Below are 13,471 nucleotides of genomic sequence, written 5' to 3' on the forward strand. Positions count from 1 at the left end.
CTAACTGGTTGATGTTCGTATTGGATGCAACGGCCGTCGATAGCGGAAACGCGCCAACCGTATCGGCTTCTAACGTTACGACACCTGTTAAGCCATTGATGCTTTCAACTCCACCAGGCGCTCCTGTAGCTCCCCTTGGTCCTGCAGGTCCTTGGAGCGTTGGGATATTGGTCGCAGATCTCATTTTCGAATCCAACATCATTTCCTGTTTAAAAACCGTTTCTAACATCGATTGGGTGCTTTGATTCACGCTTAAAATATCTTGTAAGGTGACGCCTGTTGGTCCTGTGACCCCCTGCAAAGTGCCAAGGGCATACTGAATTTTTTCGCCTTCGGCATTGATAATATGGGATAGGCCCATTTCCTCCATGGCGATGGAGGCTAATAATAAGTTCACCACGTCATCCCGGGTTAATTGGATGTTGGGTGAAATATTTGGCAAGTTCGGTAGGGACACTCGCGTTCACTCCTTTGTTTTTGTTGACATAGATATTCCGTATCAATTTGTCTTCATGACAGACATTTATATTTATATGTGTTTTCTTAAAATTGGTTAGGCATTTTTATTAGCAAAATATGGTCTATTCTCTTTGGTTCAATTGGATATAAAGAAGCCCCGGCTATGTGGAACCGGGGCGTTTGATCCTATCTATGTAAGGAACAGGGAAGTTTCATTGACTAAACGACAAACTTTTTGTTCAAGCCTACACGCTTTTTAGTAGTTCAAGGAGTAAGGCTATAGCAGCGGTCATTACAGTTAAAGCTGTAAGGTTCTACTTCGTTGTCAATTTTTTCAGGTTTATAGCCATTTTCCAGAAGGTAGTTTAATAGGGGAGGGAGCTGCTTAGCGGTTTCTGTTCTGTCATGGAGAACGATAATGGGGGATTGGCCATTGTTTTCTACTTTTTCTATTTGTGCAATGACACTATCCAAAAAAGACCCTGATGATAAATTCCAATCTTCGCTATCGACATTCCAGTCCCACAATTTGAAGCCATTTTGATCAAATACCTCTCTGAAGCTATCTGTTAGATAAGGGATACTTCCATAAGGGGTGCGAATTAAATCCGATTCAATTCCGGCAATAGTGTACAAAGTTTCTTGGGCTTTAACCATTTCTTGAAGCGCCGCTTGTTCGGATTGATAAAATTGATCTTTGTCATGAGTAACGCCATGAAGGCCAGCGCTGTGACCGTCGCTTATCATTCGTTTTACGAGGTCTGGAGATTTTTTCATTTCAGGTTCGAGCATAAAAAAAGTCGCTTTCGCATTAAATTGATCCAGTATGTCTAAAATTTCGGATGTAGCGGAATTAGGCCCGTCGTCAAATGTTAAATAGACGACTTTCTCATTTTTTTCTGTTTTGTATTCTTCTTTGCTTTCCGCATGCCTACCTATTTTAGTTTGGAGTACTTCGTATGTTAGTTCAATTGGGAGCTCCGTTTTTTCTGAACTGGTGGCTTTTATGATTCCTAATATGGACATTATCAGCAATAGTCCGGCGGTAAAAAATAGCATTTTTTTCTTCATTTGAGGTCATCCTTTTCTGTTCATATAGTCATTGTGGTTCAAATTGAAATGGTATGTATAGACTAATTGAATGAAATAAAGATGAGATAAAGATAGAGTGGAGGTGAGTTAAAGTTTTATAAATAGAAAAAACAGCCAATCAACGTACGTTGATTGGCTGGTAAGATGATTCGCTCTTTTGTAAATAAAAGTAGAAGCAAACCCCTTTATCGGTATTCGTCACTCCATATTCTACATCATGTAGCTTTAAGATATTTTTCGTAATCGCTAGACCTAATCCTGTGCCTTCTTTGGAACGCTGCGTTTTTTTCTCTTGGTAAAACCGATCCCAAATGTTTCCGAGCTGGTCTGTATCGATGGGATGCCCCTCATTTTCAACGCTTATTTTTACCCTATTTCCTTCATCCTCAGTTGAGATGAAAATCATTCTTTCGACGGGTGTATGGCGAATGGCATTCGTCAAAAAATTTGTCATAACCTGTTCAATTTGATGTGGATTACCAACAACGTCAATCGGCTTTAGCTTGAGATTTATATGGAGCTGTTTATCACGAGCTTTAATTGATAGCTGATTGTTTACGCTATGAATGGAGTCCTTTATATTGAATACATCCATCTTAACTTTATAGGTACCTGACTCGAACTTTGCTAGTTCGAGCATATCGACAATCAATCGATCCATTCGATTCACTTCACTATTCATTGCCTGAAAATAATGGCCGCTTTTTTCAATCGCTACCCCGTCTTGCAGAATCGACATACAACTTTTTATAATGCTTAACGGTGTTTTTAATTCATGTGAAACGCCTGCTATAAATTCTTTTCGCGTTTTTTCGAGCTGTTTCTCTTTCTCGATATCCTGTTGTAATTTTTCAATGTGCATTTGCAATTTTTCAGAAAGGATGTTAATGCTTTCGGATAGCTGGCCAATTTCATCGCTTGATTTAATAGGAATGCGCTCTTTGAAATCCAAATTTGCCATTTGTTTCGCTGTATGGTTGATGTTTAATAACGGACTTGCGATTTTCTTGGAAAAATAAAACGAAACCAATAAAATTAAAAAGATAACAGCAACAAGAATATAAATAAAATACTCTTGCATCATTTCCGCTGCTTCATCAATTGGTTGCAGTGACGTCATTGTTAAGAAATAGAGTGAGTCTCCGTTTGAAGTCGTCTCTGAATGTGTAAGCAATTTATATTGAATGCCATTTTGCTCATAATCCTGAATAGATGTCCCGTTATCATTGGCTGGATTATTGTTAAAAAGCAAATCCGCTTGAAATGCTTTTATTCGCTCAAAAAACAACGAGTTCGATAAAGCCGTGACATAAAAATGACTGTAGTTTTCCGGTATGTTCACGGCAGCAATCGTCCCGTAAACGCTTTTTTGGGTATACGCTTCATTTTCATCAAATTGAGCCTTAAGGGCATCATTTCGCCAATAAATGATGCCCTCTATTCCGCTCTCTAACATCGTAAATGGAGTGGGCTCGACTTCGTCTTTACTTAAAATGATCTCATATGGGAAGAATTCTTTTTGTATTTCTACACCGCGAATCTCCATTTGGTGATTTTCATAGTCTTTTAAACTCTCAAGTTGTTGACTATCCTCAAAGGAATTTTCTAAGTAGCCGATAGGAATAACAAAGTTGTCATCGATGTAAGTGACTAATTCATCTTCTAATTCAAATATCCCATTTAATTCGATCGTATAATCTTTTGTTCCTTTTATATAGCCATTGTGGTCTAAAACGGTTATCCAAGCATTGTTTTCTCGATAAAATGTTTGTTCCAATTCTTGAAGCTTTGTTTCATTTCCTTCGTTTTGCCGATAAGTTTTTGTGAACGCTTGAATCGCTTCTGAAAGTCGTTCTTCTTTGTTTTTAGCATAGTATTGTTCAAAGAATAGCGTTTGACCAACAAAAATGCCAAATAAAATAAATAAGCATAACGACGATGTAAGAAGAAACCATTTCACTACAATCCGGTTTTTCATGGTAAATCCTCAAATTTATATCCTGCTCGAACGATTGTTTTTATTTGTTTAGCGCTGTCAGCCAGTTTGCTTCGCAAATTGCGAATATGGGTATTGACAGTACGGTCATCACCTACATACTCATAGCCCCAGACCTTAATAATGAGCTGTTGTCTTGAGATGACGATATTTTTGTTTCTCATTAGATACGTTAAAATTTCAAATTCTGTATGTGTTAATGGGACGACATTGCCTTTTACCTTAACTGTGCGTGAATGCAAATGGACTTCAAGTTCGTTGCTTGTTAAAATTTCTTGATCCCTGTCAAGACTTTCATTTGTTGCCTGAGTAGTAAGCAATCGCTTTGCTCGTGCTAGTAAAATTTTGGGGCTATAAGGTTTTGTGACATAGTCATCTGCGCCTAAATCAAACCCTAATAATGTATCTTCTTCATCTGAGCGGGCTGTCAACATAATGATCGGTACGACAGAATGTTCGCGTATCCTTTTGCAAACAGACCAGCCGTCCAACGTCGGCATCATAATATCTAAAACAATCAAATCAACGGTTGCTTGTTCAAATATGGCTAACGCTTCTTTTCCGTCTTTCGCTTCCAATACATCGTAACCAGCGTCTATAAAGTAGTCTTTGCTTATTTCTCTGAGGATGTCTTCATCTTCCACAATTAGTATCGTTTTTCCCAATGTAACCCTTCCTTACTTTCTCTTAATAGACTTATAGTAAGTATACTTTATCATCTTTTCAACTTGTAAATTTAGTTAAGTTCCCATAATCGTGGTCATCGGTTTGAGAGGTGACAGGGGGATGATTTCTTTTTAGATTAACGTAAGCTTAGAACGTGGGGCAACTTTTTTAGGGAGCTAGAGTCGTTAATCTATGTCAGATGGAATGACCATAGATGAGTGATCAGGTATGAATCGGATCAGGAAATGGTCTTAATGGGCAGGGGGCTTTTCAACCGGCAGCAGTTAACCGGATTAGATGGCGTTTACAGGAAGGCGGATAAGCCGCCCAATGATGGGCGGCTTTTTTATGTTTTTAGGATTGAAACTGTTCCGTTTCAGTTGATCCCTTCAGGGCAGTGGTTGATGAAGTCCCGCCTGTTACGACTTGGGCGACTTCATCAAAGTAGCTTGTTCCGACTTCGCGTTGATGCCTTGTTGCCGTATAGCCGTGGACTTCGCTGGCAAACTCGGCCTGCTGGAGATCAGAATATGCCGCCATTCCGCGGTCCTTATAGTGGCGGGATAATTCAAACATGCCGTGGTTTAAGGCGTGGAAGCCCGCCAGTGTGACAAATTGAAATTTATAGCCCATTTCACCGAGTTGTTTCTGGAAGTTCAAAATGGTGTGGTCATCCAGTTTGGCCTTCCAGTTGAACGAAGGGGAGCAATTGTAGGCGAGCAGCTTGCCTGGGTATTTCTCATGGATCGCTTGTGCGAATCGGCGTGCTTCTTCAATATTCGGCTCAGACGTTTCACACCAGATTAAATCAGCATACGGCGCATACGCTAAGCCTCTCGCAATCGCCTGATCAAGACCAGATTTTGTTTTGAAGAACCCTTCCGCTGTTCGTTCTCCCGTTAAAAACGGGGCATCATATGAATCGACATCGCTTGTAATCAGGTCAGCCGCATTCGCATCCGTACGGGCAATAAGAATGGTCGGGACTCCCATCACGTCTGCAGCGAGGCGAGCGGCAATTAAATTACGCACTGCCGTTTGCGTCGGGAGCAGCACTTTTCCGCCCAAATGCCCGCACTTTTTCTCAGAAGACAGCTGATCTTCAAAGTGAACCCCTGCGGCACCAGCTTCAATCATGCTTTTCATTAGCTCGAACACATTTAGCTGTCCGCCGAAGCCTGCTTCCGCATCGGCCACAATTGGCGCAAACCAATCGATGTCTTCTTTTCCTTCCATATGGTGAATTTGATCTGCGCGTTGCAATGTGCGATTGATTTTTTTGACGACTTCTGGCACGCTGTTTGCCGGATAAAGGCTTTGGTCAGGATACATGCTCCCTGACAAATTGGCATCAGCCGCTACCTGCCAGCCACTTAAATAAATTGCTTTCAATCCGGCTTTTACTTGCTGCATGGCTTGGTTTCCAGTTAAAGCGCCCAGAGCCGGGACGAAATCCTCTGTATGGAGAAGCTTCCACAGCTTTTCGGCGCCGTACCTTGCAATCGTATATTCAATTTCGAGCGTGCCCCTCAGGCGTAAGACATCAGCTGCTTCATACGGTCTTGTGATTCCTTTCCAACGTTCTTCATGCTCCCAGCTTTCCGCGAGTTGTTTTTCATTTAGCATCACACATTCCCCCATTATAAGTTTTGATCATCCAAAATCAGCTGCACAGTGAATGTCCTTCTCTTCTGTTGCATTCACCTCCTATAAAAATGTTTTGTTATAAAACAGTTTTAGCTACTCACCTTTTTTAGCAAGACAGCGCTCGCATTCCATGAAGTAAGATTTAGCTTGCTCTTCCATCTCTTCACCGCATTCAGGACACGTTTTTTTCGGAAGTGTTCTGTAAAATTCAATCGGATTTTTCACGTTCATTTGTTCTAACCTCCTTTTTATAGAACAGTTTATATTAACTGTTTCTGTTGTAGTACAGTATACAGGGCAAAAATGAAAATGTACACACTTTTTTTAAAAAATTTTTATTGTATTTCATTCAACCAGAAACTTAATAGAAATAGAGAGAGGTGAAAGTGAGGATGACAATGAAATGCAAGACTGGACGGGCATGCGGAAAACTTGGGGCTGATGTCGGGGCGGTATAAAGTCAAAAGCGAGCAAGGGCATTATGAGTGTATGTAAGGAAATCGGTGTTATCTCCGATTTTTTCTTTTGTTCCCTTGACAGGACCAAATAAGTGTGATAAAAGTAATAGTAAGCGATTTCATTTAATTTCATAACGATGGATTGTTACTGTTTAGCAGGCAAAACCTAAGTTTGTATGAGAATTTCTGTTGAGGGGATTCTATGTGCAAAGTTGGGTTTTTTTATTTTCGTTCTTACCATTCCCTACTAGAGAACTCTTTATGTCAGAAATAAAGGCGAGTGAATCATGCAAATTAAGAAAGTATTTAATAACAATGTTGTCCTAGCAAAGAATGAATGGGATCAAGAAATGGTCGTAATGGGCAGGGGCTTGGCTTTTCAAAAAAAGGCCGGTGAAACAATTGATACAGCAAAAATCGAAAAAACATTTGTTTTGGAAAAAAGGGGTGTGTCGGATAAGTTAGCGAAATTATTACGAGATACGTCGGAACTGTATTTAAACATTGCCTCTAAGATTTTAGATTATGCGAAATCACAATTGCCATATAAACTTGATGACTATTTGTATGTAGCCTTGACGGACCACATTAGTTTTGCAATTAAAAGACATAAAGAAAATGTGCATGTGAAAAATCCTTTAGTATGGGAAATTCGTAAGTACTACAAACAAGAGTATCAAGTTGCGCTAAAATGCCTAGACATCATTGAAGAACAAACGGGCGTCCGGTTCCCCGAAGATGAAGCGGCTTCGATTGCGCTCCACCTTGTCAACAGCGAGTTGTCAGGAGGAAATTTGGCGACAGCCGTTCAAGTGACGGAATTAGTCAACAATGTGCTAAACATCGTGAAATATCACTTTAAAATGGAATTAGATGAAACGTCGATTAATTATGAGCGTTTTTTAACCCATCTTCGCTTTTTTGCGATTCGCTTTATTCGCAAAGAAAGAATGACAGATAGTGAAGACAATTTCTTATACGAACAACTAAAGAGTAAATACCCTGAGTCGTTTCAATGCAGTCAAAAAATCAAGATCTATTTGGTTAAAAGCTATAATTGGTCTATTTCTAAAGATGAAGAAATGTATTTAACCCTTCATATACAAAGGGTAACGAAACGGCATTTGCAAGACCAGACGAATTGAATCAATGAGAATATGAATGGATGGAATGTTACCTTCAGTGGGCATAACCTGACCTAATTTGCAAACACTATGATGCAAATTGGTTCAGGTTTTTTTAGTTACCAAGTACAAAATGAAAAGAGCTGGTTCATATGAAGTACGAGCAGTTAGCAAAGGATATTATTGAAAAAGTTGGCGGCAAAGAAAATGTAAACAATGTCGTTCATTGTATTACGCGCTTGCGCTTTAAGTTAAAAGATGAGGGCAAAGCACAAACGGAAGCGTTAAAAAACATGGACGGCGTTGTGACCGTCATGCAAAGTGGCGGCCAATACCAAGTGGTTATCGGCAACCATGTTCCCGACGTTTATAAAGCTGTCGTAGAAGTCGGCGGCTTCGCAAACGTCGGACAAGTGGATGATGATGAACAAGAAAAAAGTGGGAACTTGTTTAATCGCTTTATAGACGTTATTGCCAGCATCTTCACACCCATCCTTGGCGTTTTAGCGGCAACAGGGATGATCAAAGGCTTCAACGCGCTATTTCTGGCAGTAGGATGGTTAGAGGAAGCCGATGGCACGTATCAAATACTAAACATTGTCGGCGATTCGTTGTTTCATTTCTTCCCCATTTTTCTTGGCTATACGGCCATTAAAAAGTTTGGCGGGACGCCCTTTATCGGAATTGCGATTGGCGCTTCCCTCGTTTACCCTGCTGTTGAAAGCTTAATGGAAGGAGATCCACTTTATGTATTATTTGCAGGAACGATTTTTGAGTCTCCTGTTTATATTACCTTTTTAGGAATTCCTGTTATTCTAATGAGTTATGCAACATCCGTTGTCCCGATTATCCTTGCGGCATTTTTTGCCTCAAAAGTAGAACGCTTCTTTAGAAAAGTGATTCCAGATGTCGTTAAAACATTTTTAGTTCCATTTTTTACACTTTTGGTCGTTGTCCCGTTGACGTTTATAATCATTGGGCCAATTGCGACTTGGGCTAGCCAGCTATTAGGCCAAGGAACCATTTTCGTTTATGAATTAAGTCCGACCATCGCGGGATTGGTGCTAGGCGCTTTCTGGCAAGTGATCGTCATTTTTGGATTGCACTGGGGGCTTATCCCGATCGCGATTAATAATCTCGTATCAACAGGCTCTGACCCTATATTAGCGATGATTTTTGCCGCTTCCTTTGCTCAAATCGGCGCTGTTCTTGCTGTTTGGATCAGAACAAACAACCAAAAACTTAAATCATTAAGTATTCCTGCCTTTATCTCGGGAATCTTTGGTGTAACAGAGCCTGCTATTTATGGGATCACACTACCGAAGAAAAAGCCGTTTATCTTTAGTTTAGTAGGAGCAGGCATCGGCGGTGCAATTATTGGCTTCTTTGGCGGCGCCGGCTATATGATTGGTGGGCTAGGTATTTTCCAAATCCCCGCTTTCATTGGGCCAGAAGGGATTGACACTGGCTTTTGGGGAGCGATTATTTCTATGCCTGTCGCGTTCGGAATTGGTTTTATCCTGACGTATTTGTTTGCTGGCATTAATAAAGAGGAAACACCGGTTGAACGTGGCGCTAATACTGAATCTGCCTCTCCAGATGCTACTGTAGAGAAAACGGTTGCCAAGGAAGTAGAAGCGGAAACCCTTGCTAGCCCATTAAAGGGAAAGGCTATACCACTAGAACGTATTAAAGATGAAGCATTCGCATCGTCTGCACTTGGCAAAGGGATCGCTATTCTGCCGACAGAAGGGAAAGTATTTGCACCTGCAAATGGAACGGTTACTGCTCTCTTTCCAACGAATCATGCGATTGGGATGACGACTGATAAAGGGGCTGAACTATTAATCCATGTTGGAATGGATACGGTTCAGTTACAAGGACAGTACTTCTCGTCCCATGTGAAACAAGGAGAGCGCGTTGAGAAAGGCCAATTGTTAATGGAGTTTGATATTGATAAAATTCAACAAGCAGGATTTATGCTCGATACACCAATTGTTGTAACCAACCACGAGCACTACACGGTTATAACGACTGAAGAGACCAATGTCCAAGTAGGAGACCATTTCCTCACATTAGAAAAAAAATAAGCTTTTACACAGGAGCTAGAAGGTTTCAAAGATTGTCTTCCTTCTAGCTCGTAAAGAATGGAAGGAGAAAATTTACATGAACACATTTCCAGAATCGTTTCTATGGGGTGGCGCGATTGCCGCTAACCAAGCAGAAGGGGCCTACTTAGAAGGAGGAAAAGGGCTGACAACCGTTGATTTATTGCCGACTGGCGAAAAGCGTTGGGAGATCATGTTAGGGAAGTTGAGCCGTTTTGAACCTGATGAACAGTTCTACTATCCTTCACACGAGGCAATTGATTTTTATCATCGCTATAAAGAAGATATTGCTTTGTTTGCTGAGATGGGTTTTAAGGCGTTGCGCGTATCGATCGCTTGGTCGCGCATCTTTCCAAATGGAGATGACGAAACGCCCAATGAAGCTGGCTTAGCATTTTACGATGAGCTATTTGACGAATTACGAAAACACGGGATTGAGCCTGTTGTGACAATGGCCCATTTTGATGTGCCGATCAACTTGGTCAAGAAGTACAAAAGTTGGCGAAATCGCAAGCTCGTCACTTTTTTTGAAACATATGCAAGAACGATTTTAGAGCGCTATAAACATAAAGTAAAATACTGGATGACGTTTAATGAAATCAATATGCTTCTCCATTTGCCTTATGTTGGCGCTGGCCTTGTATTTGAAAAAGGGGACGACGAAACACAAATTAAATACCAGGCGGCCCACCACCAACTCGTCGCTAGCGCACTAGCCGTCAAAGCCTGCCATGAGCTGATCCCTGATGCAAAAATTGGCTGCATGCTTGCTGCAGGGGCGACTTACGCTTATACATGTCATCCTGATGATGTGTTTGATGCGATGGAAAAAGACCGTGAATCGTTCTTCTTTATCGACGTCCAATCAAGAGGGGCTTATCCGGGATATGCGAAACGTTTCTTTAAAGAAAACAACATCACTGTAGAAATGGAAGAAGGAGACTTGGCGCTTCTGCAAGCAAATACAGTCGATTATATTGGCTTTAGCTATTATGCGAGCCGGGCGACAAGCACCGATCCTGACGTGTTGAAAAACCAAACGAGCGGCAACGTATTCGGTTCGGTGGAAAACCCTTATTTGGAGAAATCGGAGTGGGGCTGGACGATTGATCCAAAAGGCTTCCGCATAACGGCCAATCAGCTTTATGACCGCTACCAAAAGCCTCTGTTTGTTGTCGAAAATGGCTTAGGAGCTGTTGACGAAGTATCCGCAAATGGAGAAATCAATGATGACTATCGGATTGATTACTTGCGCCAGCATATTGAGGCAATGGGCGAAGCGATTGAAGACGGGGTGGAAATCATGGGTTACACGAGCTGGGGGCCGATAGACATCGTTAGTGCTTCCACAGGAGAAATGAAAAAGCGTTACGGCTATATTTATGTCGATCGCGACAATGAAGGCAATGGAACGTTGAAACGAATGAAAAAGAAAAGCTTCGATTGGTATAAAACGGTCATCAAATCGAACGGACAAGAGCTTAAATAAGACATTTTTCGGTAAACGATTAAATCATACGAGGTGACCACAGGTGACAAAAGCAACATTTCCAGAAGGGTTTTTATGGGGTGGTGCAGTAGCCGCTAACCAATTAGAAGGAGCTTATCAAGAGGACGGAAAAGGGTTGTCTACAGCCGATGTTTCGCCAAATGGAATTATGAACGAACCGGATTTCTCGATGAAAGAATTTAATCTCTACCATGAAGCAATTGATTTTTACCACACCTATAAAGAAGATATTGCCTTATTTGCAGAAATGGGATTTAAAGCGTTCCGCTTCTCCGTTGCTTGGACGCGCATTTTCCCTAATGGAGACGAAGCAACGCCGAACGAAAAAGGCTTGGCCTTCTACGACCAAGTCATTGATGAGCTATTAAAGTACAACATTGAACCTGTCATAACGATTTCACACTATGAAATGCCACTCGGTCTTGTGAAAAACTATGGCGGTTGGAAAAACAGGCAAGTTGTTCATTTTTATGAGCGGTTTGCGAAAACGATATTAGAACGGTACCATCATAAAGTCAAATATTGGATGACATTCAATGAAATCAATGTGCTCCTTCATGCGCCTTTTACAGGCGGAGGGCTTTTATTCGAAGCTGGTCAAAACAAGGAGCAAGCGATTTACCAAGCTGCACACCATCAGTTTGTGGCGAGTAGCCTCGCTGTTAAAGCAGGCCATGCATTAGATCCATCTTTGCAAATTGGCTGTATGATCGCGTCAATGGTGACATATCCGTATACGTCGAAGCCAGAAGACATGTTTGCTGCGCTAGAGCAAGATCGAAAAACGTTGTTCTTCTCTGATGTCCAATCACGTGGCTACTATCCTTCTTATATAAAAGCCTATTTTAAGGAAAAAGGCATTGACATTGAGATGGAAGCTGGCGATCTTGACCTCCTCCGTGAACATACGGTTGATTATATTGGCTTTAGTTACTACATGTCTTTTGTAGCAAGCACAGATCCAGAGCATCTAAAGATGCAAACGGCTGGCAATCTCTTTGCCGGTGTGAAGAATCCTTACTTGGAGGCATCCGAGTGGGGATGGCAAATTGATCCAATTGGTTTGCGCACGGTGTGCAACCAACTATATGATCGCTACCAAAAGCCTCTATTTATTGTCGAAAACGGCCTTGGCGCCGTTGATCAAATCGAGGAAGACGGCTCGATTCAGGATGACTACCGGATTGACTATTTGCGCGCGCACATTAAACAAATGAAGCTCGCTATTGCCGACGGCGTGGACTTGATCGGCTATACTTCCTGGGGGCCAATTGATTTAGTAAGCGCCTCAACAGCGGAACTAAAAAAGCGGTATGGGTTCATTTATGTCGATCGCGACAGCAATGGAAAAGGATCGAATAAACGTTATAAAAAGAAAAGCTTTAGCTGGTACCAAAATGTTATTGCCACTAATGGAGAACAGCTTTAGCTACTACAAGCGACTTGAGTTTTAAGCTCAAGTCGCTTTTTTGCAGTGCAACAAGGTTGATTTATAATAAAGGGAAGTGCTGCGTGCAGTTGCTCAAAATCAAACAATGGCGCTGGCTAGGAAGGAAGAGGAGACGGACGAATGAAGCAGAATAAGTATGACGATAAGGCGTTCTTTGCCGCTTATGAAAAAATGCCTCGCTCTGTAAAAGGGCTTGCCGGTGCAGGGGAATGGCATGTGCTAAAGGCACTATTACCTGATATGCGGGGGAAAGCAGTGCTTGACTTAGGCTGCGGTTTTGGCTGGCATTGCCGCTATGCCAGGGAACAACAGGCACGCTCTGTAGTAGGCGTTGATTTATCAGAAAACATGCTGGAAAAAGCACGTGAAACAACAAATGACCCGTTCATTTCTTATTTAAACATGGCGATCGAAGACATCGATTTCCCAAGGGCACAGTTCGATGTCGTCATCAGTTCGCTCGCTTTCCACTATATCAAGTCCTTTAGGCCAATTTGCAAGAACGTTTACGATTGGCTAAAAGCCGAGGGGACATTCGTCTTTTCAGTAGAACACCCGATTTTTACTTCTCGCCACCAACAAGATTGGTGTTACGATCACCAAGGGAACCGCCAGCATTGGCCTGTTGACCATTACCAATTAGAAGGAATGAGGGAAACGTCTTTTTTAGCTGAACATGTGATTAAGTACCATCATACACTTTCTACCTATATCAATGATTTGATAGAGGCTGGTTTTCGAATCAACGCTGTTAAAGAGCCCACTCCTTCTGAGGACAAGTCTGCCCTTAGCCAGGAAATGAAAGATGAATGGAGAAGGCCAATGTTCTTAATTATTTCTGCGCAAAAGCCATAACTGTAAACGATGAATGAGTAAAGCGCTTACGAAAATGCCATCATGCATCACATAGCCATATACGCCGTGCCCAAGCCATGCTAAAGTATAACAAAAAGGAGTGTCC

General features: G+C 41.6%; 10 protein-coding genes and 1 pseudogene. 5 read left to right on the top strand and 6 right to left on the bottom strand.

Annotated features, from left to right (window positions below; genetic code table 11):
- From N6H06_RS20340 to yhfH, 6 genes and pseudogenes are all read right to left on the bottom strand, one after another.
- Positions 1-457 (bottom strand): annotated as a pseudogene (locus N6H06_RS20340) (collagen-like protein); the annotation flags it as partial.
- Positions 458-723: 266 nt separating this feature from the next.
- Positions 724-1,530: a polysaccharide deacetylase family protein gene (locus N6H06_RS20345; RefSeq protein WP_263707830.1), complete on the bottom strand. Its 807-nt coding sequence runs from the start codon at positions 1,528-1,530 to the stop codon at positions 724-726.
- A 139-nt stretch (positions 1,531-1,669) separates the two neighbouring features.
- Positions 1,670-3,529 (bottom strand): sensor histidine kinase, encoded by a 1,860-nt coding sequence (locus tag N6H06_RS20350; protein ID WP_062749909.1) that lies wholly within the window; start codon positions 3,527-3,529, stop codon positions 1,670-1,672.
- Positions 3,526-4,212 (bottom strand): response regulator transcription factor, encoded by a 687-nt coding sequence (locus N6H06_RS20355; RefSeq protein ID WP_062749908.1) that lies wholly within the window; start codon positions 4,210-4,212, stop codon positions 3,526-3,528. The genes N6H06_RS20350 and N6H06_RS20355 overlap by 4 nt, the downstream gene beginning before the upstream one ends.
- A 355-nt stretch (positions 4,213-4,567) precedes the next feature.
- On the bottom strand, positions 4,568-5,839 hold the full coding sequence (gene aceA / locus N6H06_RS20360; RefSeq protein WP_062749907.1) for an isocitrate lyase: 1,272 nt from the start codon (positions 5,837-5,839) through the stop codon (positions 4,568-4,570).
- 114 nt (positions 5,840-5,953) lie between these two features.
- Complete coding sequence (yhfH, locus tag N6H06_RS20365; protein WP_263707831.1) at positions 5,954-6,091, bottom strand: protein YhfH; 138 nt, start codon at positions 6,089-6,091, stop codon at positions 5,954-5,956.
- A 514-nt stretch (positions 6,092-6,605) separates the two neighbouring features.
- Between yhfH and licT the strand changes: the two genes are divergently transcribed.
- The 5 genes from licT to N6H06_RS20390 all read left to right on the top strand — a co-directional run bounded on the left by licT (position 6,606) and on the right by N6H06_RS20390 (position 13,365).
- Positions 6,606-7,463: a BglG family transcription antiterminator LicT gene (gene licT / locus N6H06_RS20370; RefSeq protein WP_062749906.1), complete on the top strand. Its 858-nt coding sequence runs from the start codon at positions 6,606-6,608 to the stop codon at positions 7,461-7,463.
- 131 nt (positions 7,464-7,594) lie between these two features.
- On the top strand, positions 7,595-9,532 hold the full coding sequence (locus N6H06_RS20375) for a beta-glucoside-specific PTS transporter subunit IIABC (protein ID WP_062749905.1): 1,938 nt from the start codon (positions 7,595-7,597) through the stop codon (positions 9,530-9,532).
- A 76-nt stretch (positions 9,533-9,608) separates the two neighbouring features.
- Positions 9,609-11,039, top strand: a complete 1,431-nt coding sequence (gene ascB, locus N6H06_RS20380) for a 6-phospho-beta-glucosidase (protein ID WP_263707832.1) — start codon at positions 9,609-9,611, stop codon at positions 11,037-11,039.
- Positions 11,040-11,082: 43 nt separating this feature from the next.
- Positions 11,083-12,489 (top strand): 6-phospho-beta-glucosidase, encoded by a 1,407-nt coding sequence (locus N6H06_RS20385; protein ID WP_263707833.1) that lies wholly within the window; start codon positions 11,083-11,085, stop codon positions 12,487-12,489.
- 141 nt (positions 12,490-12,630) lie between these two features.
- A complete protein-coding gene (locus N6H06_RS20390) occupies positions 12,631-13,365 on the top strand; it encodes a class I SAM-dependent methyltransferase (RefSeq protein ID WP_263707834.1) in 735 nt (244 codons plus the stop codon).
- The last annotated feature ends 106 nt before the right edge of the window (positions 13,366-13,471 follow it).

Origin of the sequence: Shouchella tritolerans, from assembly GCF_025770735.1 — a bacterium.
In the GTDB taxonomy this organism is placed as follows: Bacteria; Bacillota; Bacilli; order Bacillales; family Bacillaceae_D; genus Shouchella; species Shouchella tritolerans.